This window comes from Achromobacter sp. ACRQX, assembly GCF_022346505.1.
GTDB lineage: Bacteria > Pseudomonadota > Gammaproteobacteria > Burkholderiales > Burkholderiaceae_B > Achromobacter > Achromobacter animicus.
Genome location: NZ_JAKRML010000030.1, coordinates 1 through 19,421 on the forward strand (window position 1 = coordinate 1; position 19,421 = coordinate 19,421).

Genomic DNA, 19,421 nt, shown 5'->3' on the forward strand with positions numbered 1-19,421 from the left:
CCCCCCCCCCTACTATTAATGTTTACGATGAAAGGAAGTGTATGAAGTGTTGGTCTGCAGTGAAGACAAAGTTGGCGATGATCACTCTGGCCGTCCTTGTGGCCGGTTGTGCTCCGAAAAGTCCGTATTTGCCAAAAGAATACGACCCAACGGCCAATGCCAGGCTTCGAATTTACTTTGGCGTGGCAACCACGGTCATCCTAAACCGTACGTGTCAAGAAGACTCAAAACCGTATGGTTTCAACGCGAATGATCCACTGGTTCGAGGCATCAGCAATACCGTCATCGGCATGCCCATGCCCGATATCGACGAAAAGTACTATTCGGAGTACGTCGTCATGGCAGGAATACCCATTGATATCTATGCCTACGGCGGCGGGTGGAGCGGCCCCAATGCAATCGGCATGTCCATGCATACCCGTGAGTTCGGCGATGGCATTTCCGCTGTGCTCGAGGCGGGAAAAGACTACGAGACGCTTTACCAGCATCCGAATGCGGTTCTACGGGAGCTTGTGGTCGTAGATGGCGTGGTTCGCACCAAGCCTGTCGTCGTCACGAAATTTAAAGCGTGCGACAACGTCAAGGTGAAGAGGACACCCATGCCCGTGGGAGGAAACTCGTGATGTCAGTTCTCTCGTCCCAGTTGGCGAATGATCCGAGACGAAATTTTCCGTGGTAAACCGATTTCAGGCGTGGTCTGGGTTCGCGCGGACGCTGTGGGCAAGGTCTAAGGCAACACAGTAGTTATCGGCTCACGCAATCACGCTTTGGATCAAGCCGCAGTGGATCACGGCGTAAGGACGATGCCCGCTAGTCGGAATGGCATCCCGTTGCCGGCCAGGCTGCGCTTGTACTCGCCTATCAACTTAATCCCGATGATGGTGAGATAGCTGCGGGCAGATGAGTTGAATATTTATTGTCAGGGGGAGCCATTTAAGTCTCCCGTTTGATTTGGGCAGTTCAATGTCCCCCCCAGCGATGAGTTGCGCATGAGCGAGCAGATGGCATCTTGTGCGAGCGGATATGTCTGCGGCATCCGGCGTGATTTTCGGCCGGCTGAATCATGTCCGGATCACGGCGGACGCCGTCCGAGCCGTGTGCGTGATGCATCGGCGAGGTGCCAGCCCTGCGGCCTCCAAAGCATCTCATGCGTAGGCGCTATTCCCTCCAAGAGCGCTTCATCATGCGAGACCACCACCATCGCACCGGGATACTCCCGGAGCGCGCTTACCAGCGCCTCCGCCGCCTCAATGTCCAAATGATTTGTGGGTTCATCCAACAGTAGCAACTGCGCAGGCGTCTTGCGCCACAACGCGCACGCCAGCGCAGCCTTGAGGCGCTCCCCGCCGCTCAATGTCCCGGCGGGCGCATTGACCAGCGCAGACCCAAGGCCCAGCAATGCCAATCGACTGCGAAGTTCACCTTCCGATAACGTGGCGCCCAGCACCTGCAGCGTTTCCAGCAGCGATTTGTCTTCCTTCATAACGGACGCCCGCTGATCCAGGATGGCGGTCGGCACGCGGACGTCGCATACGCCTGCGTGCGGCGCCAATTCCCCAGCCAGCATGGACAGCAACGTACTCTTGCCGCATCCGTTCGGCCCGCGAATGGCCAACCGGAACGGGCCAGACAGCGTCACCGTTAGTGCACACGCTTCCACTGGATAGGGCGGTTTCGCATGCTCCAGATGCAGAACGCGGCGACCTTGCGGCACGGCGGTTTCGGGCAAGGCCAGTGCGATGCCTGCCGATTGATCGATTTGCGCAGCGGCCTGCCTTACCGCATCGTCCAACGCGGCAACGGTTTCTTGCCGCCGGATATTCTCACGGCCGGCATGAGCTTGGGCGTTGGCCTTCTTCATGCCCAGCAGGATCGGCGCCTGGTTTGCATCCCGGGCCTTGCGGGCGTCGCGGGCGGTGCGTTGTTGTTGGGCATCGTGCTGTTGGCGCAGTGCGCGCAGGGTCACAGTGCGTTCGTTGCGTGCGTGAGCCAGGGACGCTTCGAGCGAGGCGGCTACGCAGTCCCGGTGGGCGCGGTAAGCGGCGTAGTTACCGGCATATGTGGTGAGTGTGCCCCGATCCAGTTCGACAATGCAGGACATGGCGTCCAGCAGCGTCCTGTCATGACTGACGACGATCAAGCCGCCGCGCCAGGCGGCGGTCTGGTCCATGAGCCAGCAGCGTGCGCCTGCGTCCAGATGGTTGCTGGGTTCGTCCAGCAGCAGGGCGTCGGGGTTCTGCATCAGGGCGCCTGCGAGTGCGACGCGCGTGAGCTCGCCGCCGCTGGCAATCGAGGCGGGGTGCTCGGGCTGCCACGCGGGCAAGCCGGCGTCGGCCAGCATGCGGGTCCATTCATCACGGATGCGCCAATGGCCTTCGGCCAGATCGAAGTCTGACTGGCGAGTACTGCCGGCTTCGATGTGGGACAAGGCCTGCAGGATCGGCGCAATGCCGGCGACGTCCGCCAATGTGGTGGCGGCGGTTCGCGGTTGTTCCTGAGGTACGTACGCGATGCGGCCGCGGCGGATAATGCGGCCGGTTTGCATGCCCATGGCGCCGTGCGCCAACTGCAGCAACATGGACTTGCCCGCACCGTTGCGGCCGATAAGGCCATAGCGGGTGCTGCCGTCAAAGTCGTGGCTGACGTCATTGAGCAGAATGCGTCCATCGGGCAGCGCATGGCTGACGTGACGCAGGCTGAGGAAGGGCGCCGAGGATTGCGGCTGGGGATGCGCCGGTGCGGGCGCGCGGGAAGACTGGGCCATAAGAAGCTCTCCGGATTCGATAAGACGCGTTGCGCGCAGCGCAAGCGGTGATCTGGGGGAGGGCTTAGAGGGTCATGGCCGGACGGGTCTCCACGATGTGGGAATGAGGTGAATTCGAACAACGCGCGGCGGGAAAGTTCCTGGGCGCATTGTGCGCAGTGTATTTCAAATGCGGGCCGATGACTGGCCTACGTGACTGCCACCAGCGGGCTGCCGGCGCCCGAAGCACGAGGCGAATATCAATGCGTGGTTGGCAACCGATACACCGCGCCGTGCTTCAACGAGTGACTGGCAACCTTTACACCGCGCCGCCTTGTCGGCGGGCAGCCACCGAAAGCGCTATCGCTTCTACCGCGTACCCCTTCAATCTTCCAGCATCCGCAGATCCGGCGGCCGGTTCTCGATGATTGCTTCCATGCTGAAGAATCCCGTCACCGTCGACAACTCGAAGTCCGTGATCAGCTTCTGATAGAACCGGTCGTACCCCACCATGCCGCGGCACACGACTTTGATCAGATAGTCCCAATCGCCGCCGATGCGATAGAACTCCGTCACCTCCGGCAGGCGCTCGACGTGCTGCCGGAAGCCATCAGCCCAGGCCTTCGCGTGGTGGCTGGTGCGGATCATGACGAAGACGGTGAGATCCAGGCCCAGCGCAACCAGGCTGACTTCGGCCCGGGTGCCGCGGATGATTCCGCAGGCATTCAAGCGTTGAAGCCGGCGCCAGCAGGCGTTCTGCGACAAACCGACCCTGTCGGCAAGCTCGCGCTGCGACAGGGCGCCGTCTTTTTGCAGGCAGGAGATGATGCTCAGATCAAGTTTGTCTATTTTTTCCATAGATTCGATCATATGACCCGTTTTCATGAACTTGTGGCAAAAAAACGGTGATGTTTCATCAAGGCATCCATCGTATGATATTTGCGTACTTTTCGGATCCCTCCCGCCATGAATATGCCTTTTGCCGAGGCGCCCGTCCGCGTCTCGGCTTCGCCGTTGCAGCAGTTTCAAGACAGCCTGAAGTCTTCCGATATCGCGGCGGCGCTTGCCGACGGGCTTATCGGCAAGGATGCCTGCATTGACGGGCCCTTCGGGTCCAAGCCTTTGGTTTATGCGGATTACGTCGCATCGGGCAGGGCGGTGATGCAGGTCGAACGGTTTGTGCTTGAACAGGTGCTGCCGTATTACGCCAATTCGCACACGGAGGCTTCGTTCTGCGGCGGCTTCATCACCCGGCTGCGGCGCGAGGCCCGCGCCGCCGTCGCGCGGTGCTGCGGCGCCGGCGATGAGCATGCGGTGATTTTCTCGGGGTCGGGCGCAACGGCGGGTATCAACCGGCTGGTGAATCTGTTCGGCGTGAACGCGGCGGTGGCTGCCGGCCGGAAGGTTAGGGTCATCATCGGACCGTACGAGCATCATTCGAATATCCTGCCGTGGCGCGAATGCGGCGCCGAGATCGTTGAACTGGCAGAAAGCCCCGAAGGCGGCCCTGATCTGGCGCAGTTGGCGCGGGCGCTGGATGCGCCGAAAGATGCGCTGGTGGTTTGCGCGCTGTCGGCCGCGTCGAACGTGACGGGCATCGTGGCGGATGTCGCGGGCATCACGCGACGTGTGAAGGCTGCCGGCGCGAAGATGTTGTGGGACTACGCGGGCGGCGCGCCGTACCTGCCCATCAGGATGTCGCCGGCGCCGGATGCGCAGATCGACGCTATCGTGTTTTCACCCCATAAGTTCATCGGCGGGCCTGGGGCCTCGGGCGTATTGATCGTGCGCCGCGACGCGGTGCTCGACACCACGCCGACCTGGCCGGGTGGCGGCACGGTGAAGTTCGTGTCGCCTGTGGGACATGATTACAGCGGCAGTCTGGAATCTCGGGAAGAAGCGGGTACGCCGAATGTGGTGGGGGACATCCGCGCTGCACTGGTAGTGCTGGTGAAGGAAGCGCTGGGCGCGGAATTCATGCAGGAGCGCCATGCGCACTTCGTGCAGCGCGCGCTTGCCGCCTGGAAGGGCGCGGAGCGTCTGGAGCTGCTAGGGTCCTTGACGGCGAACCGTTTGCCGATCTTCTCTTTCCGGGTGCGCGACGGCAAGGGCGGGTTTGTGCATCAGCAACTGGTGACGCGCATGTTGAGCGACCGCTTCGGCATTCAGGCGCGCGGCGGATGCGCGTGCGCGGGACCTTACGTGCATCGTCTGCTGGATATCGACGACGCACAGTCGCTGCAGATGCGGCAGGCGATCATGGACGGCCGCGAGATCGAGAAGCCCGGCTTTGTGCGGTTGAATTTCAGCGCGCTGCTGTCTGACGCTAAGGCGGACTTCATTCTGGAATCGGTGCTTGCGTTGGCGGCCGACGCGCCGGAGTACGAATCCCTGTATGGCTTTGATCCCAGCCGCGCGATTTTCTTTCCGCGCGATGCCGCCAAGCAGGCGGCGTAAGAGCCAGGTAGTCGATTGACCGCGAACGTGGCCGCTCGAGCGGCCACAATCGCAATGTCTTACCGTTATCAGTCTTTCATGTGCAGGCCGCAGGTCCGGATCCACGAGGCCTTCATACCGCTCAGATCATCAGACGCGCCCGTAAGGTTGCGCGTCACCTGATCCGAAAACTGCACGCCGTTGCGGCGGCACGCTTCGAAGTCGTCGCTCAAGGCAAAACGCGCGTCCAGCAGGTCCAGCCGGCCTTGGCATAGCTCCCGATTCAGTTCCAGATTATTGGCAGCCTCGCGCGTGCGTTGGACGTCCTGAGCCTGTTTGATGCGGGCCAGTTCTGCATCGACGCGCGCGACACAGCCGTCGTCGGCAAATGCGGACGTGCTGGCGCACGCGGCGATGATGAGAAGAATGGCGAGGGACGGGCGGGGCGAGACGGCCATGCGGATGAACCTTCGTGGTGCGCGATGAATGGCTTGCATCATAACTGCTGGCTAAAGTTCTTCGCCTTTGCGGCCGTTAACGCCGGTACAGCGTTTATCGGCCATCAGGGGGCCAGCTCCATGTTCAATATCATCTCCATCGTGCTGACGATCGTCGCGTTGATCGCCTGGGCCGTGCATCGTCAGCAGAAGCGGCACAAGGCTTTGTTGGCGAAGTTTCGCGAGCACAATCAGCGGTCGGGTACGGCGTTTCCGGAAGACAGCGTCGACAGCGAGTTGATTCTGAGCGACAAAGCTAAGAAGGTGGTCATTGCGTTCGACCCGCAGAGCCAGAAACTGTGCATGGTCGATGGCGCAAAGGACCCGGGCGAAGTCCTGGACTTTTCCTATATCCGCAAGTGGCAGCTCAAATGGACCGAGAAGTCAGGCAATGGAAACCTGTCGTTCCTGAACGTTCACTTCGACTTTTCCACCAATGACCTGAAACGGCCATTGATCCGTATTCCGGTCGCTGGCAAGGCTTACGGCGACACGTGGAATAGCCGGCTGGGAATTCTTCTGCAGGCGTGACGCACCATTCAGTGTTGAAGCGGTAACGCAGCGGACCAGCACCAATTTTCTGCGCTTTTCACGCGAGTAGATTTCGGTCGTCCTTCGGTCTGAATGGCCGGCCAGTGCCATCGGGCCAGCTCCTTGTTCGTTCGCATGCTTGCCAGACATCGCCGGATGTCGCCGAGCGTTGCATCGTCGACCTTGGCCGGCTAATAAGTGAGAAGTGACAAGCCAGTTCGCTCGCCCGTACGTGTGGGCAAACGCGTCCATCACCTGGCTTGGGCATGAACTTTGTCCGGCAGGGCGCCGACGTTGCGGCTGCCCTCGTCGTTTATGTGATCAAAGGCCTGCTCGATGAGGATAGAAAGTGGCGGTTACTGATGGCTGGACATCAAGATCGCACCACTGACTTGGGCGAAGTATTTAGTCCGGGCTTCCGGTGCGACGCATCGGGCGTGCTGGGACCCCGGCAACGGTGCCCTCAGCTTCAACAGATTTCGTGACAACAGCACCCGAGGCGACGGTGGCCTTCGCGCCGATGGTCACCCCAGGTAGCAAAGTCACGCCCGCGCCGACGAACGCTCCAGTTTCGATAACCGGGCCGGAGATATGATCCCCAAACCCTGCCCGGATGAGGTTGTCATTTGTGGTGCCCACCATAACGCTGACGAACACGTCCTCACCAATTTCGGCGTTGCCAGTGATATGAGTGTTGTCCATGATCTTGGAGCGATCGCCAATCGTCGTTTCGTAGTTGATGGTGACGTATCTGCTGATGATGCATCGCTCGCCAATGATGCACTTTTCGCGGATCGACGCTCCGTCGCCCAGAAGTGTATTGCGGCCGATTTTTACGTCGTAGAAGACCACCGCGTGGGGGCCGACCGAGCATGCGTCGCCGATCTCGATCTTGCGGGCGAACTCTGGCTGTCGGGCGATGGCTCCAGCCCCCTTAGGCTCCTTACCCAGAAATGCCCCAGGGAAAACTTCGACGTTTTTGCCTAGCCGTACACCATCGGCGATTACCACGTGAGGGTGGATGATCGAACCCGCGCCTATCTCAGCGTCGCCAATGACAGCATAGGGACCAATTTCGACACCTTCTTCAATGATCGCGTTGACCGAAACAATCGCAGTGGCATGAATTTTTTTCATTTGTATTCCAGACTCGTAGTTAGTGATCACATGCAATAACTCAGATTCTATACGCCCATTTCGCGCACGCTTATGATGGTCGGACCCACACTTTTTGCCGCGATGCGCTACGTTGACGAGCGGCGTCGAACATGATAAGCCCAGCATAGGAGATGAAAATGGCCCGAAAATCCTTGATTGAACTGGCTGACACGGCTGAACGCTTAGCCAGAAGCGTGGGTGCTGCTGCGCATGTGGAACGACCTGCACTTACGAAAAATGACTTCAGCGATTTTGCCCTGTTGTTGGAGCACCTCGCGGAGGATTTGAATGCTCGCCTGAAGGCGGCTGGGATAGATAGGTCTCTGTAGGGGCTTCAGTTCGTCGCAATTGCTCGTTTGCTGGCAGAACTGACGAGTAGGAAGGGTTACGACGCCCGGGGCAACCCCGCCGGCGATAAAACGCCCCAAAACCGACGATGACCTCCGAGTGGGGAGGGGGCACTGCTGAGCCGAAGCTCCAACGTCACACGCGCGGCGTACGTTCCTATGCGCAGCCGTGAATCAGGAGCGGCGAAGAAATCAGCACTTCACCTTTACATACGGCCACTTGCTCGGCTAGCACAGGGCTCTAAAGAGCCTAAACCTTGCGGGCATCACTCCAAGCCGCATCAATGGCGTGAAAAATCCGCCAACGTACTTCTGGATCCGGCGAGGAGACTAGAGTAATGGGCGCGGTGCGCATAGCATCGAACTCCTTTCCGCGTGGCCATGTTTCGGCTTTAACGCCGATGCCATCTACGTACAACCTGACAATATCGGTATAAGCCAAGCGGGCCATGGGGGATTCGCCGTAGCGAACCGCATGAGAGCCTACGACTATTGAATTGGGGGATTGACGCGCTATGATCGCCGACGCAATGCCCGCAACAACCGATAGCCCGAGGATGCCCACCACACTCGTGGTGGGAGCAAGATCGAACGCCAATGCCAATACAGCCCCAAAGGGCACCATGCAGGCAAACACGAAAATGGCGCGAAAACTGGCGCCTGCAAGCGTATCGATCACCGCCCGCCAGGTTGGCTTTCCGCAGCTACCGTTGTAAGAGATCTGTATGTCACCTTGTCGACCAAAGCGAATGCGAATCTTCTTTGTGTCTAACAGCGGTTTAACTGCGCCATACAGTTGTTGAAAATGTGAATCGACTTCAAGGGTTAGAGGCGCGCTGAAAGAACCTGCTTGCGTCGTATCCATAGTGTTGCGTTAGATGGTGGGACGATATGGTTTTTAACGATCGCCACAATATTTGTCAAACTGCAACATTCTATGTGTTCGTTGATTGCGCTGCCTGAATCACGACGGCGATGATGCGCGGTTCGTCGGGTGTGGGCCGTGCAAGAGTGGCGGTATTCCGTCCCACGCTCCCTCGATAGCCCTAACTGGTCTAATTCCACACCCTGCCTCTCGCAAACACGACCCTCAGCCCTCGTCTAGAAAAGCTGACACTTTGTGCTCCGACTCTTGACTGCAATACTGCCTGCGACCCTTCGTCGGTCGTAACGTTCGTGCCGGTGCGTACGGATCTAGCAGCCCTGCGCGCGCCCACAGTTCACGCAAGCACGGCGTGTTGGTGCAGTCTCTCATGCGTTCTGCGCGCTTGGCCTGCCAGAACCAGTAGCTGAAATCGCAGCGCTTAGCTTTCTGCTTGCCAAAGAACTCTTGGACGGTTCCTGCATGGGCGGCGTCCACCATAACCGGTCGTCTTCCGCCTCCACCTACTTCGCAATGGGCGGGTCGGCCGGCAGCCCTAACGGCACGGGCAACGGCGGCGCCGGTGGCACCGGCGGCGCAGGCGCGGTGTCGATTCGGTCTTCTGGCAATTTGTGGCGGAGCCGGCGGAACGGCATACTGAAACGGTGCGATGGGCGGCATGGGGTGGTATGAAGCGATATGCGCGCGTGTTGGACGGAAAGGTCTCCGAGATAATCGAGTCGTGGACGAGGTTGATATCGCGGACCTCACCCCGGCGGGCTACACGTGGATTCCAGCGGGCGCCGATGTCCGCGATGGCTGGCTGTATCGCCAAGGAAAACTGGTGCCGCCTGCCGAGGCGCCGGTGGATGCTGCCGCCGCAATCGCCGGCGAGTGGCCCCTCGCACAGGCGTTGATGGACGCAAAGGCTGTGGAGATGGGCTACCAGAAGCTGGCCGACGCGGTCTCATATGCGGAAGTGCCTGCTGTCCCGCAGTTCCCGGAAGATGGGCGACCTTGAGAGCATGGCGCAGCCTTGTCCGGGCGCGTTTCAATGAAGTGTCGGATCAGGTGATCGGACATGGTCTCGCAGTACCGTCGGACGATGAGCCGCTTCTTGGCCTGCCCGGCTTGGAGTAGGCCCTAGTTTTGGATTCTGATATCGTCCGCCGACATATTGGAGACGAAGTGGAATGAAGATGACGGCTGGGGCGCTTGGATTTGATGCAGGTTTGAAGTCCGGCGACCAGGGGCGCCTGTTCTACTTGGACGCCATCCGCGTGCTGGCCATCGTATTGATCGTCCTCTACCACTTCAATATCCAAGTTCGCGCGCAGGCTCCGGACTCGTCGGTAGTCGGCTCTATGACAGTTTTCCGCCAGATGATGGGTGACCTCGGGGTGACGCTTTTCATCATCATTTCTGGCGCATCGCTGGGCCTCACCTCCGCCAAATGGAAAGGGGCGGGAGAGTTCTATCTGAAACGCGCCCTGGCGATCTACCCTCCATTCTGGACGGCCTGGCTGTCCGCCGCCCTCGTGCTTTATTGGCTATCGGGATCGTGGCCGGGATCAGGGCCAACATGGAAGGCCGTATTGACCGTAACTGGTTTTGACGGCTTTTTCTTCTACATAGGTCCAAATTTTTATCTGGTAGGAGAATGGTTTGTAGGTTTCATCCTGTGCCTCTACGCGCTGTTCCCCGCGCTGCGGGCAGCGGTGTTCAGATGGCCACTGCTGACATGGATTGCGGTAGGGGCGTTGGTATACCTGCTCTTTCGGAACTACGCCTCGCTGTTCTCGATCCAGGTCGATCGCAATCCGTTGATGCGGTTGCCCGAGTTTCTTTTTGGGGTCTGCGTGGCGCGTTATGTGATGCCTCATAAGCTCATCGCGTTCATTGTGTCGCTAGGAACGCTGGCCTTCTTCGCTGTATGGATGCCACCCATCCACATCTTGTTCTACGGCCTGGCGCTTGGCATCGCCTGCTTTTGTGTTCTGGCGTATGCCGGCAGCGTCATTCCCGTGTCAGGCCGCATGGCAGCCGCGGTGTCAAAATTTGCCCAGTATTCGTTTCTCGTTTTTCTCGTCCACCATCAAGTTATCTACGTATGGCTGCCGCGCGTGCAGCTGGGTGCGTTGTCGTCCACACAGGTCTTGCTCCTGTTTTGTGGGGTCCTGTTGATGAGCTTCATCATCGCGGCGATCTTGGATCTGTTCGTCAGCCCTTTGACCAAAGCGCTACGCGGCGCATTGCTCGACCGCCGTTTTTCTGCAGATGCAAGACTGACACGTCCGTGAGCACAGTGCTAGCAACCAACCCGCTTCGGCGGGTTCTATTTCGTCTATAGGGGACGCGATTGAATATCCAAAACTTCGACGCCTTCGCGGGCAAAGTTTTCCGGCCGGTTCGAATGCCCGTCATCGTGGGATGACTTAGCATAGGCCCATGCCGCGCTAGCTTTCCAGTACGCTAAATGCTCCGCGAAGCACGGCGCGCAGGTGGAAGTGTGGTCGAATCCGAAGCTCAGGTAGGGCGCGTTCCGCAGAGCCAATACTGCCCGCCGAGGGGTAACCACCCTAGGTGTCGTTCGACCCAGGACAATGCCTTAAATTTCGGTGGGATAAATAGGCAGTATTCGAAATTGCTCAACTGCAGGCCGGAATTTTTGACCAAGCCTTTCAATTCCCGAGGTTCCAACAACACCGCATCCGCGTCGTATATGCAGTTGCCGACGATTCGGCGAGTGATTGGGTTGTATGGATTGTGCTCGAATACGCAGAGATTGCCTCCCTGGTTGAGCCGTTGTACCAAAACCCGAGTCGCTTGTCCTCGTTCTGCCGGCGGGATGTGATGGTAGACGCTTGCCACGAAAATCAAATCGTATGGCTCCATGTCCATCTGACCGGATTCTAGGTAGAACAAGTTGTCAGGGTTGTGCTGGCGGGCCATCTCCAGGCTTACGTCTGAGACATCGGAACCCTCGATCACCGCAGTGGGGAAGGATTCTCTCAGGAATGGAATGTTTCGCCCTATGCCGCATCCATACTCAAGAATCCGCTTTGGTTCGATGCGCAGCGATTTTTTAACAAGGTCAACCTTGTATCTGGCGAAATACTCGTCGTCGGCAGAAAAGAACCCGACGCTTTCCCTTAACAGGGCGTTGTAATTCTCTGTGTGCTGATCGAAATCCACCTTCTCGCTCATGCCCGCCTCCAAATGTTGGATTAGGACGATCGTACAAGAGGGTTCATCGTTTTACACCGTAGGCATTCCCTGTATAAACCCTGAATAAGAGGGAATCTTTAAGGAGTGATTCACTGCATCCGCCAACCCGGGTGGTAGCGCCGGCCGTCGCTCTCTTGGAAGCCGCAGACCATTATCTCCCTGCCTGACCCGAAGGTGAGTAGTTGCGGTTCAACACGGACGGGCGGCGTGGTGGACATTCCCAATTCGTGCGCCACGCTCTGGCTGCCCACCGAGATCTTCGACTTCGACATCCAGCCGTCCGCGAGCGGTCCCGTCAAGCACATCAAGGGCGATGTGGACATGCCGCTGTCGCGCGATCTGTAGGAGACGACGATGCCGATGTATGACTATGCGTGCGCGGATTGCGGCGCTTTTGCCGCGCTTCGGCGGTTGGCGCAGTGGCGGGATCCGGCGGCCTGCCCGCAGTGCGGGGCGTTGTCGGACCGCATTGTGGGCGGTGCCCCAGCGGTGTCGGCGCTGTCCTCGGCCATGAACCGGGCGCACGCGGCGAACGAGCGCAGCGCCAATGAGCCGCGCAGCACGCGCGCGGGGCACGGCATGAACTGCGGGTGCTGCGGCAGTGGGCGGTCGCGGGGAAGAACGCGCACATCGCGAGACGGCGCAAAGTCATTCGCGGGCGCGCGGCCCTGGATGATCAGTCACTAACGCACGCTGCGGCCCGGGCGCCTCTGCATGGCGCCCGGCCTGCGGTGCGGCAGGTTGTCGCGAGGCAGCCTAGGCCTGGGCCTGCGCCGCCGGTTCCAGCGGCGCCACGGCGGCGCCCTGGATCTTGTGGCGCGCCAGCGCTTCGGCGACAAAGCCGGACTTCTTCATGGCTTCCACGTAGGCGGCCAGGTAGGCGCTGGCTTTGGCGCCGCGGCTCTTGGGCACGCCCATGGCCTGGCGGATCAGCATGAAGTGACCGTCCAGAAGGCGCAGCCCGCCCAGACGCTGCGCGTCGGCTTCGAGCTGTTGCTTGACGCCCGCGGCGACCTCCATGTTTTCCTGCACGAAGGTGTCGACGACGGCGGGCGAAGTAGGGGCGCGAAAGATCTCGGCCTGCTTGAGTTCGCGCGTCAGGTACAGGTCATAGGCGCTGCCCTTGCCGACCACGACGCGGTGGCCGGCGCGGTCGACCTCGTCCTTGTTGACGATGGGCGAGTCCTGGCGCACCAGATAAGCGCCTTCGATAACGACATACGGCGCGGTGAAGGCGATCTGTTCGCCGCGCAGCGGGTCGATCGCGAAAAAGCCTACGTCGGCCTGTTCGGCGGCGACGGCATTGACGGATTCGCCGGCGGACTTGAAGACCACCAGTTCCAGCTTCACGTTGAGCCGGCGCGCGAGTTCAGTGGCCAGGTCCACCGACACGCCACCAGGCTGGCCGGTGGCGGGATCGGTGTTGGCGAGGATGGGATTGCCCAGGTTGATGGACGCGCGCAGCGCGCCCGTCGGGGCGAAGGCAGACAGCATTTCGTGATCGGTCTTCATGGCTTCCTTGCTGGATGAAACGCGCCGCCGGGCGCGGTCGATGCCAGAGGATAGCCTCAAAGGCGGCGGCGGCGCGATGGCTTATTGCACGCGGCGCAGCACGTAATGCGCCGCGAGCGGGCCGGTGGGGCGCGTGCCGTCGCGGTAGAGCATCGTTACCTGGTTCTCGCCGACGAAGTAACGCTGGCTATCGCCTGCGGCGTCCAGCCGGATCGTGCTGCCGTCAGACTCCCAACTGAAGGTGCCCGTCACGATCTCGGGCTGTGGCTGGCGGTCCAGGTACTGGGTCAGCTTTTCGTAGCGGCCATCCTTCATCAGCGTCAGGCGGGCGCGGATGCCGGGGCAGTCGGCGCAGGGCAGGGTGCCTTCGTAGCTGCCGGGCCAGTCCAGGGAGTCGCGGGAGGTGTGGTGGTCTACCGGCACCGATCGGGCGGTGATGGGCTTTGACGGGGCGCAGCCGGCGAGCAGCGCAAGACTCAGGGTGCAGGTCAGGGTGGTTTTCATCATGGCGAGCTCCTGTGTGACGGACTGGCTTATTGGCTGATCTCAGATGGCCAGACGCGTCCTCACGATACGGACAGTAACGGGCCCATGCTGAAACGGGATGTAAGGCCGATGCGTGTCATAAACATCCAACCGACGCGGCCAGGCGTGCGCTAAGCTCGGCCTTCCTTGCGCGTGAGGCGGCATCAGGCTGCCGGCGCAGCGATAGCGGCACAAGGCGACAGGGCCGCCAGGCGCAAGGCAACAGAACCACGAGACAACAGGACCACAAGGCATTAGGACTACAAGGCAACAGGACTACAGCATGAAAGGCGAACATCATTACAGCGTTACCGTCGAATGGACCGGCAACACCGGCGCCGGTACGGCCGGCTACGCGGCCTATTCCCGCGACCACGTCATCCAGGCCGCCGGCAAGCCCGAGGTGCCGGGATCGTCGGACCCCGCCTTCCGCGGCGATGCCTCGCGCTGGAATCCCGAAGACATGCTGGTGGCCTCGCTATCGGCGTGCCACAAGCTCTGGTATCTGCACCTGTGCGCGGTCGAAGGAGTGACCGTGCAGGCCTATCGGGACGAGGCCGAAGGCGTCATGCAGGAAGATTCGGAACGCGGCGGCGCGTTTGCATCGGTCACGTTGCGACCCCAGGTCACCATCGGCGCGGGCGACGACGCCGCGCTGGCGGAACAGCTGCACGAACGCGCGCACCACTTCTGCTTCATTGCCAATTCGGTGAATTTTCCGGTACGGTGCGAGCCGCGCATTGTGATCCAGTCCTCCACCTGACGCCATTCCCATGACATCCGCCCTGATCGTGATCGACGTGCAACGCGCGTTGTTCGAAACCTCGCCGCCGCCCTTCGAGGCCGCGCAGGTGCTGGCTCGCATCAATGCATTGGCCGAACGCGCCCGTGCGGCCGGTGCGCCGGTCGTTTACGTCCAGCATGAAAGTCCCGGGTCCGATCTGGCGCGTGGTGAGCCGGGTTGGGAGCTGGATACGCGCCTCGCGCCGGCCGCCGACGACTTCCGTGTTCACAAGACGACACCTGATTCGTTTCTGCGAACGGAATTGGGGCAGGTGTTGGCGGAGCGGGGCGTTACGCATCTGGTGGTGTGCGGGTACGCCACAGAGTTCTGCGTGGACACGACCGTGCGGCGGGCGGCGGGGTTGGGGCTGGCGGTCACGCTGGCGGCCGACGCGCATACCACGCACGACAAGCCTCATGCGGACGGCGGCCAGATCCGGGCGCATCACAACGCCACGTTGCCGGCCATTTCCAGCTTCGGTGTGAAGATCGCCGCTGTGGCGGCCGCTGATCTCTTTACCGGCGATGCGTCGCGATGAATGTGATGGATCCCGAACTGCTGGCGCTGCTGGTGACGCGCGACATGCCGTTTGGCAAGTACAAGGGCAGGTTGATCGCCGACCTGCCCGGACCGTATCTGGCGTGGTTCGCGCGCAAGGGCTTTCCGCCGGGAGAGCTGGGCCGCTTGCTGGCCTTGATGCACGAACTGGATCACAACGGCTTGTCATCGCTGCTGGATCCGCTGCGCAAGACCCGGCGCGCGTCCTGAGACCCGCCGCGGAAACCGCAGGAAACAACTGGCGGGGATGATGTTGCGTCTTGGCACGACGCCTGCCATCCACCGGGGATACGATTAGGCGGTGCGCCCGGCCCTCGGCCCGGGCGCTGACTCATCTAACCGAGGTCGCCATGAACAAAAAACACGTATCCGCTTTCCTGTTTGCCGCCTTGTGCGCGGCGGGCGCTGCCCAGGCCCAGAATGTCGCGCCCGGCGCCACGCAGGAGATGCAGTTTCCCTCGGCCCAGGGCAGCCTGTCGCCACCCTCGACGCTGCGCATGACCGTAACGCCCGAAGCCCCGCCGCCCGCACCGATCCGCGACACGCCCCAAAGCCAGGCCGAGTTCCAGCGCTGCCGTACGGTGTCGGACCGCGCAGCCACGTCGAATGCGCAGATGCAGGCCGGCGTCGAGCAATGTCTGCGCGAACTGGAACAGCGCCGCCAGCAGCAATAAGCCCCCACGGGAATCCAGGGCCGGAGCCAGAGCGGGTACACTTGTGCGCCGTTTTGCTCTAAGCGCCTGAATTCCCATGATTTCCACCGCCTGCGGCGTCGACTTCGGCACCTCCAATTCCACCGTCGGCTGGAGCCGTCCCGACCAACACGCGCTCCTCGCGCTGGAGGACGGCAAGACCACCTTGCCGTCGGCCATCTTCTTTCACGACGAGGACGCCGAGGTCAGCTATGGCCGCGCGGCCATCTCCGACTACCTGGCGGGCTACGACGGGCGCCTGATGCGTTCGATGAAAAGCCTCTTGGGCAGCTCGCTCATCGACGGCTCGACGGAAGTGCAGGGCCGGTCCATCCCTTTCCGTGTCCTGCTGACGCGCTTCATCGCTGAATTGAAGGCGCGCGCCGAGACCGCCGCCGGGCGCGGCTTCACCCGTGCCGTGCTGGGCCGTCCGGTGTTTTTCGTGGACGATCATCCCGCGTCCGACAAGACGGCGCAGGACACGCTGGAAGAGATCGCGCGCAACGTCGGGTTTACCGACATCGAGTTCCAGTTCGAGCCGATGGCCGCCGCTTTCCACTATGAGTCGCAGATCAGCCGCGAGGAACTGGTGCTGGTGATCGACATCGGCGGGGGGACGTCGGACTTTTCGCTGATCCGGCTGGGGCCGGACCGCGCGGCCAAGCCGGACCGCCGCGACGACATCCTGGCCTACGGCGGCGTGCATATCGGCGGGGTGGATTTTGACAAGCAATTGAGCCTGGCGCACGTGATGCCGCTGCTGGGCCTGGGCAGCCAGTTGCGCAGCGGCAAGGACGTGCCGTCGACGCAATACGGCAACCTGGCCTGCTGGCACACCATCAACCAGGCCTACACACGCAAGGCAGCCGAGCATTTTGCCTATATCCGCGCCGAGGCCGGCGACCGCCAGAAGATCGATCTGCTGCTGAACCTGGTGAAGGAGCGTGCAGGCCACTGGGTGGCGGTGCAGGTGGAAGAAGCCAAGATCGCGCTGTCCGAGGCGCCCGCCGCGCGCATCGACCTGTCGCGCGTCGCGCCGGATCTGGGTGTCGAGGTGACGCGCCCATCGTTCGACGCGAGCGTGGGACGCTTGATCGACAAGGTCGAGACCACGGTGGGCCAGTTGCTGCGCGATGCGGGCGTGTCGACGGCGGACGTGGATACCGTGTTCTTCACGGGCGGCTCAAGCCGTGTGCCGCGCCTGCGCGAAAGCGTGTCCCGGCTGGTGCCCGAGGCGCGCAGCGTGGAAGGCGACCTGTTCGGCAGCATCGGCGCGGGTCTTGCGCTGGATGCCGCGCGCAAGTTCGGCTGACCGGCCGCCTGCGGGGCGGTGGTAAGCTGCCAGGCGTGCCGGCAACGGCGCGCCGCCCCTCTCAGTTTCCGATCCAGACGTCCTCATGACCCGACCCGCCGATACCCATCTCGTCGAAACGCTCCTCGAAAGCGAGGCCCCGTATGACGGCAGCTTCCTGAAGATCCGCCGCGATACCGTCAGCCTGCCCAACGGCCATACCGGTATCCGCGAGTACGTGGTGCACCCGGGGGCGGTGGTGGTGATTCCGCTGCTCGACGATGGCCGGGTGCTGCTCGAGCGACAGTTCCGATATCCCATCGGCCGCGTGATGACGGAATTTCCTGCGGGCAAGCTGGATCCGGGCGAGGATCCGCTGGTATGCGCCAAGCGGGAACTGCTGGAGGAAACGGGCTATACCGCCGGCCAATGGGCCCTCGCGGGCGCCCTGCACCTGGCCATCGCCTATTCCACTGAAATCATTCACATCTTCTTTGCGCGCGGCCTGCGGGCAGGCGAGCGCCAGCTCGACCAGGACGAATTTCTGGATGTCATCAGCAAGCAGCCCGAGGAGCTGCTGGCGGCGTGCAGCCAGGGTGAGGTCACCGACGCCAAGACGCTGACCTGCGTACTGTGGATGCAGAACGTGCTGTCCGGCGCCTGGAAGCTGGACTGGCAGGACAACGTCGCCTGAGCGGCGGCGGGCAGCCTGACGACGATGTGCTCGCACCCGGTTCTCGTCCAGCCCTCGGGCCTGCGCTTTGACGCGCCGGCCGGCACGTCCGTGCTGCTGGCGGCGCAGGCCGCGGGGATCAAGCTGCCCAGTTCGTGCCGCAATGGCACCTGCCGCGCCTGCATGTGCCTGATGCTGGACGGATCGATCGTGTACGGCATCGAATGGCCCGGCCTGTCGCGCGACGAAAAGGAAGAGGGCTGGATCCTGCCGTGCGTGGCCCAGGCGACGTCGGCGCTGGAAATCCAGGCGCCCGGCGCCGCGTTGATCGAGACCGTGCCGCCCGCGGTTCGCCCGCTTACCGGCGCCAGACGCTGACCGCGGCGACCGGCAACAGGGTCGCAGCCATGCCTGCGGCCATTCCTGCCGCCATGCCCAGCACCATTCCCCAAAACGGCGCAGCGCCCAGCGCCTGCGCTGTCTGAACGCCCAGGCGCGCGCCCAGCACCATACCGATCGCCATGAGGACCAGGCAGAGCACCCGGCTTGCCAGCGGCGGTTCGCCGGCTTGCAGCCGCAGCCAGAGCCATCGGGTCTGAGGCACGCGGGACCAAAGCAATTGAACCCAGGGCCATCGAGTCCCGGACAGCTGGGACCAGGGCAGCAGCGCCGCCAGCGCCATCGCGGCCGAGCTGGCCGGCATCAGCTCGACGTGCCGCCATGCCAGTTGCGCCAGCGTTCCCGGCGCACCGCACTCGCTGGCCAACAGCGCGGCGGGCGTGCGCCACGTGTCCACAATCAGTCCGGCGCCCATGGCCGCCAGGCACGCCAGCCACAGGCCAGCCATGCCGGCCGTGGCCCGCGGCCTAGCGGTGGTCGTGGCAGGCTTGGCGCGGGGTGTCGCCGTATCGGTCATGGTGGCGCACCCAGTCGCGAACATCGAAATACGGGCCGTTTTCGTTGCGGCCCAGCGGCGCGATGTCGAGGTAGTTGTAGGCCCCCGCCAGGCGCTCCACGCCGCGTTCGAAGGCCGAGTAGGTGTGAAAGATTTCGCCGTCGGGATCACGGAAGAACGCGCTGGCCCCTGGACGTTCCTCGACGGCGCCATCCGCCTGCGGCACGGAGGCTTCGAAGTCGAAATTGAAATCGCTGTCCGCTGACGAGTACCAGTCAAACTGCCAGCCCATGCGGGCCTGGAAGGCGGCCAGGCGGGCATACGGCGCGCGCGAGACAGCCACCACCGTCACGTCGTGGTGCCGCAGGTGCATGAGCGCGCTGTCCAGGTGATCGGCCAGGAGCGAGCAGCCCACGCACCCGTCCTCCCAGTCCGGACTGAACATGAAGTGATAGACGATGAGCTGGCGCCTGCCTTGGAACAGGGCATCCAGGCCTTGCATGCCGTGCGCGCCTTCAAAGGCGTAGGGCTTGTCCACTCGCACCCACGGCAGCGCCATGCGGTCGCGGGCCAGGGCGTCCGAGGCGTGGGTCAGTTCCTTTTCGCGCCGCAACAGCGCCTCGCGGGCAACGGTCCATTGGGGGCGGGATACGACGGGATGATCGGTTTGCATCGTGCGTCTCCTTTGC

24 protein-coding genes and 1 pseudogene are annotated in these 19,421 nt (G+C 62.0%); 15 read left to right on the forward strand and 10 right to left on the reverse strand.

Going from position 1 to position 19,421, the window contains the following annotated elements; all coding sequences use genetic code 11:
- Positions 1 to 623 (forward strand): hypothetical protein (locus tag MHZ91_RS22325; protein WP_239215748.1); only part of this gene is annotated, 623 nt, incomplete at its 5' end.
- A gap of 449 nt (positions 624 to 1,072) precedes the next feature.
- Here MHZ91_RS22325 and MHZ91_RS22330 read toward each other — a convergent pair.
- Together MHZ91_RS22330 and MHZ91_RS22335 are read right to left on the reverse strand one after the other, a co-directional pair.
- Positions 1,073 to 2,764, reverse strand: a complete 1,692-nt coding sequence (locus MHZ91_RS22330) for an ABC-F family ATP-binding cassette domain-containing protein (RefSeq protein ID WP_239215749.1) — start codon at positions 2,762 to 2,764, stop codon at positions 1,073 to 1,075.
- A 363-nt stretch (positions 2,765 to 3,127) separates the two neighbouring features.
- Positions 3,128 to 3,613, reverse strand: coding sequence for an Lrp/AsnC family transcriptional regulator (locus MHZ91_RS22335; RefSeq protein WP_056562846.1), 486 nt, complete (start codon positions 3,611 to 3,613; stop codon positions 3,128 to 3,130).
- Between the two features lie 96 nt (positions 3,614 to 3,709).
- Here MHZ91_RS22335 and MHZ91_RS22340 point away from each other — a divergent pair, with 96 nt between their 5' ends.
- Entirely contained in the window at positions 3,710 to 5,200 is a 1,491-nt protein-coding gene (locus tag MHZ91_RS22340) for an aminotransferase class V-fold PLP-dependent enzyme (protein WP_239215751.1), read from the forward strand.
- 68 nt (positions 5,201 to 5,268) lie between these two features.
- On the opposite strand, the gene MHZ91_RS22345 is transcribed toward MHZ91_RS22340, so the two are convergent.
- Positions 5,269 to 5,637, reverse strand: coding sequence for a hypothetical protein (locus MHZ91_RS22345; protein ID WP_175123548.1), 369 nt, complete (start codon positions 5,635 to 5,637; stop codon positions 5,269 to 5,271).
- A 120-nt stretch (positions 5,638 to 5,757) separates the two neighbouring features.
- Here MHZ91_RS22345 and MHZ91_RS22350 point away from each other — a divergent pair, with 120 nt between their 5' ends.
- A complete protein-coding gene (locus tag MHZ91_RS22350; protein WP_239215753.1) occupies positions 5,758 to 6,207 on the forward strand; it encodes a hypothetical protein in 450 nt (149 codons plus the stop codon).
- Positions 6,208 to 6,612: 405 nt separating this feature from the next.
- Here the strand turns inward: MHZ91_RS22350 and MHZ91_RS22355 are convergent, their stop codons facing one another.
- The gene (locus tag MHZ91_RS22355) at positions 6,613 to 7,344 is read right to left on the reverse strand and encodes an N-acetyltransferase (RefSeq protein WP_239215755.1); all 732 of its coding nucleotides are present in this window, start codon (positions 7,342 to 7,344) and stop codon (positions 6,613 to 6,615) included.
- Positions 7,345 to 7,502: 158 nt separating this feature from the next.
- On the opposite strand from MHZ91_RS22355, the gene MHZ91_RS22360 reads away from it, so the two are divergent.
- Positions 7,503 to 7,694: a hypothetical protein gene (locus tag MHZ91_RS22360; protein WP_239215757.1), complete on the forward strand. Its 192-nt coding sequence runs from the start codon at positions 7,503 to 7,505 to the stop codon at positions 7,692 to 7,694.
- A gap of 268 nt (positions 7,695 to 7,962) precedes the next feature.
- Here the strand turns inward: MHZ91_RS22360 and MHZ91_RS22365 are convergent, their stop codons facing one another.
- The gene (locus MHZ91_RS22365) at positions 7,963 to 8,577 is read right to left on the reverse strand and encodes a hypothetical protein (RefSeq protein ID WP_239215759.1); all 615 of its coding nucleotides are present in this window, start codon (positions 8,575 to 8,577) and stop codon (positions 7,963 to 7,965) included.
- A gap of 739 nt (positions 8,578 to 9,316) precedes the next feature.
- On the opposite strand from MHZ91_RS22365, the gene MHZ91_RS22370 reads away from it, so the two are divergent.
- Both MHZ91_RS22370 and MHZ91_RS22375 read left to right on the forward strand, forming a co-directional pair.
- Positions 9,317 to 9,595, forward strand: a complete 279-nt coding sequence (locus tag MHZ91_RS22370; protein ID WP_239215761.1) for a hypothetical protein — start codon at positions 9,317 to 9,319, stop codon at positions 9,593 to 9,595.
- 172 nt (positions 9,596 to 9,767) lie between these two features.
- Positions 9,768 to 10,874: an acyltransferase gene (locus MHZ91_RS22375; protein ID WP_239215763.1), complete on the forward strand. Its 1,107-nt coding sequence runs from the start codon at positions 9,768 to 9,770 to the stop codon at positions 10,872 to 10,874.
- A gap of 226 nt (positions 10,875 to 11,100) precedes the next feature.
- Here MHZ91_RS22375 and MHZ91_RS22380 read toward each other — a convergent pair whose 3' ends face one another.
- A complete protein-coding gene (locus MHZ91_RS22380) occupies positions 11,101 to 11,781 on the reverse strand; it encodes a trans-aconitate 2-methyltransferase (protein ID WP_239215764.1) in 681 nt (226 codons plus the stop codon).
- A 225-nt stretch (positions 11,782 to 12,006) separates the two neighbouring features.
- On the opposite strand from MHZ91_RS22380, the pseudogene MHZ91_RS22385 reads away from it, so the two are divergent.
- Positions 12,007 to 12,147: pseudogene (locus tag MHZ91_RS22385) on the forward strand (acetamidase/formamidase family protein); the annotation flags it as partial.
- Between the two features lie 9 nt (positions 12,148 to 12,156).
- Positions 12,157 to 12,489 (forward strand): zinc ribbon domain-containing protein, encoded by a 333-nt coding sequence (locus tag MHZ91_RS22390; protein WP_175138432.1) that lies wholly within the window; start codon positions 12,157 to 12,159, stop codon positions 12,487 to 12,489.
- A gap of 69 nt (positions 12,490 to 12,558) precedes the next feature.
- Here MHZ91_RS22390 and MHZ91_RS22395 read toward each other — a convergent pair whose 3' ends face one another.
- Positions 12,559 to 13,314: an ABC transporter substrate-binding protein gene (locus MHZ91_RS22395; RefSeq protein ID WP_218344695.1), complete on the reverse strand. Its 756-nt coding sequence runs from the start codon at positions 13,312 to 13,314 to the stop codon at positions 12,559 to 12,561.
- Between the two features lie 81 nt (positions 13,315 to 13,395).
- Positions 13,396 to 13,821 carry a copper resistance protein NlpE gene (locus MHZ91_RS22400; RefSeq protein ID WP_175123544.1) on the reverse strand — a complete coding sequence of 142 codons (426 nt, stop codon included), beginning with the start codon at positions 13,819 to 13,821 and terminating at the stop codon, positions 13,396 to 13,398.
- A 301-nt stretch (positions 13,822 to 14,122) separates the two neighbouring features.
- On the opposite strand from MHZ91_RS22400, the gene MHZ91_RS22405 reads away from it, so the two are divergent.
- The 7 genes from MHZ91_RS22405 to MHZ91_RS22435 all read left to right on the forward strand — a co-directional run bounded on the left by MHZ91_RS22405 (position 14,123) and on the right by MHZ91_RS22435 (position 18,215).
- Complete coding sequence (locus tag MHZ91_RS22405) at positions 14,123 to 14,602, forward strand: OsmC family protein (protein ID WP_239215765.1); 480 nt, start codon at positions 14,123 to 14,125, stop codon at positions 14,600 to 14,602.
- Between the two features lie 10 nt (positions 14,603 to 14,612).
- On the forward strand, positions 14,613 to 15,161 hold the full coding sequence (locus MHZ91_RS22410) for a cysteine hydrolase family protein (RefSeq protein WP_239215766.1): 549 nt from the start codon (positions 14,613 to 14,615) through the stop codon (positions 15,159 to 15,161).
- Positions 15,162 to 15,166: 5 nt separating this feature from the next.
- The gene (locus MHZ91_RS22415; protein ID WP_175138444.1) at positions 15,167 to 15,391 is read left to right on the forward strand and encodes a DUF3820 family protein; all 225 of its coding nucleotides are present in this window, start codon (positions 15,167 to 15,169) and stop codon (positions 15,389 to 15,391) included.
- Positions 15,392 to 15,531: 140 nt separating this feature from the next.
- The gene (locus MHZ91_RS22420) at positions 15,532 to 15,855 is read left to right on the forward strand and encodes a hypothetical protein (protein ID WP_175123541.1); all 324 of its coding nucleotides are present in this window, start codon (positions 15,532 to 15,534) and stop codon (positions 15,853 to 15,855) included.
- Positions 15,856 to 15,931: 76 nt separating this feature from the next.
- The gene (locus tag MHZ91_RS22425; RefSeq protein WP_175123540.1) at positions 15,932 to 17,185 is read left to right on the forward strand and encodes an Hsp70 family protein; all 1,254 of its coding nucleotides are present in this window, start codon (positions 15,932 to 15,934) and stop codon (positions 17,183 to 17,185) included.
- 85 nt (positions 17,186 to 17,270) lie between these two features.
- Positions 17,271 to 17,858 carry an NUDIX domain-containing protein gene (locus MHZ91_RS22430; RefSeq protein ID WP_239215767.1) on the forward strand — a complete coding sequence of 196 codons (588 nt, stop codon included), beginning with the start codon at positions 17,271 to 17,273 and terminating at the stop codon, positions 17,856 to 17,858.
- Positions 17,859 to 17,882: 24 nt separating this feature from the next.
- Positions 17,883 to 18,215 (forward strand): 2Fe-2S iron-sulfur cluster-binding protein, encoded by a 333-nt coding sequence (locus tag MHZ91_RS22435; protein WP_239215768.1) that lies wholly within the window; start codon positions 17,883 to 17,885, stop codon positions 18,213 to 18,215.
- Here MHZ91_RS22435 and MHZ91_RS22440 read toward each other — a convergent pair.
- Positions 18,196 to 18,753, reverse strand: coding sequence for a hypothetical protein (locus tag MHZ91_RS22440; RefSeq protein ID WP_239215769.1), 558 nt, complete (start codon positions 18,751 to 18,753; stop codon positions 18,196 to 18,198). The two genes, MHZ91_RS22435 and MHZ91_RS22440, sit on opposite strands and share 20 nt — an antisense overlap.
- Complete coding sequence (locus MHZ91_RS22445; protein ID WP_239215770.1) at positions 18,704 to 19,405, reverse strand: thioredoxin family protein; 702 nt, start codon at positions 19,403 to 19,405, stop codon at positions 18,704 to 18,706. The genes MHZ91_RS22440 and MHZ91_RS22445 overlap by 50 nt, the downstream gene beginning before the upstream one ends.
- Positions 19,406 to 19,421: the final 16 nt, after the last annotated feature.

Excerpts from the sequence above, each read along its gene's own strand:
- MHZ91_RS22330 (WP_239215749.1), bottom strand. The coding sequence starts at position 2,764 with ATGGCCCAGTCTTCCCGCGCGCCCGCACCGGCGCATCCCCAGCCGCAA.
- MHZ91_RS22335 (WP_056562846.1), bottom strand. The coding sequence starts at position 3,613 with ATGATCGAATCTATGGAAAAAATAGACAAACTTGATCTGAGCATCATC.
- MHZ91_RS22340 (WP_239215751.1), top strand. The coding sequence starts at position 3,710 with ATGAATATGCCTTTTGCCGAGGCGCCCGTCCGCGTCTCGGCTTCGCCG.
- MHZ91_RS22345 (WP_175123548.1), bottom strand. The coding sequence starts at position 5,637 with ATGGCCGTCTCGCCCCGCCCGTCCCTCGCCATTCTTCTCATCATCGCC.
- MHZ91_RS22350 (WP_239215753.1), top strand. The coding sequence starts at position 5,758 with ATGTTCAATATCATCTCCATCGTGCTGACGATCGTCGCGTTGATCGCC.
- MHZ91_RS22355 (WP_239215755.1), bottom strand. The coding sequence starts at position 7,344 with ATGAAAAAAATTCATGCCACTGCGATTGTTTCGGTCAACGCGATCATT.
- MHZ91_RS22360 (WP_239215757.1), top strand. The coding sequence starts at position 7,503 with ATGGCCCGAAAATCCTTGATTGAACTGGCTGACACGGCTGAACGCTTA.
- MHZ91_RS22365 (WP_239215759.1), bottom strand. The coding sequence starts at position 8,577 with ATGGATACGACGCAAGCAGGTTCTTTCAGCGCGCCTCTAACCCTTGAA.
- MHZ91_RS22375 (WP_239215763.1), top strand. The coding sequence starts at position 9,768 with ATGAAGATGACGGCTGGGGCGCTTGGATTTGATGCAGGTTTGAAGTCC.
- MHZ91_RS22380 (WP_239215764.1), bottom strand. The coding sequence starts at position 11,781 with ATGAGCGAGAAGGTGGATTTCGATCAGCACACAGAGAATTACAACGCC.
- MHZ91_RS22390 (WP_175138432.1), top strand. The coding sequence starts at position 12,157 with ATGCCGATGTATGACTATGCGTGCGCGGATTGCGGCGCTTTTGCCGCG.
- MHZ91_RS22395 (WP_218344695.1), bottom strand. The coding sequence starts at position 13,314 with ATGAAGACCGATCACGAAATGCTGTCTGCCTTCGCCCCGACGGGCGCG.
- MHZ91_RS22400 (WP_175123544.1), bottom strand. The coding sequence starts at position 13,821 with ATGATGAAAACCACCCTGACCTGCACCCTGAGTCTTGCGCTGCTCGCC.
- MHZ91_RS22405 (WP_239215765.1), top strand. The coding sequence starts at position 14,123 with ATGAAAGGCGAACATCATTACAGCGTTACCGTCGAATGGACCGGCAAC.
- MHZ91_RS22410 (WP_239215766.1), top strand. The coding sequence starts at position 14,613 with ATGACATCCGCCCTGATCGTGATCGACGTGCAACGCGCGTTGTTCGAA.
- MHZ91_RS22415 (WP_175138444.1), top strand. The coding sequence starts at position 15,167 with ATGGATCCCGAACTGCTGGCGCTGCTGGTGACGCGCGACATGCCGTTT.
- MHZ91_RS22420 (WP_175123541.1), top strand. The coding sequence starts at position 15,532 with ATGAACAAAAAACACGTATCCGCTTTCCTGTTTGCCGCCTTGTGCGCG.
- MHZ91_RS22425 (WP_175123540.1), top strand. The coding sequence starts at position 15,932 with ATGATTTCCACCGCCTGCGGCGTCGACTTCGGCACCTCCAATTCCACC.
- MHZ91_RS22430 (WP_239215767.1), top strand. The coding sequence starts at position 17,271 with ATGACCCGACCCGCCGATACCCATCTCGTCGAAACGCTCCTCGAAAGC.
- MHZ91_RS22435 (WP_239215768.1), top strand. The coding sequence starts at position 17,883 with ATGTGCTCGCACCCGGTTCTCGTCCAGCCCTCGGGCCTGCGCTTTGAC.
- MHZ91_RS22440 (WP_239215769.1), bottom strand. The coding sequence starts at position 18,753 with ATGACCGATACGGCGACACCCCGCGCCAAGCCTGCCACGACCACCGCT.
- MHZ91_RS22445 (WP_239215770.1), bottom strand. The coding sequence starts at position 19,405 with ATGCAAACCGATCATCCCGTCGTATCCCGCCCCCAATGGACCGTTGCC.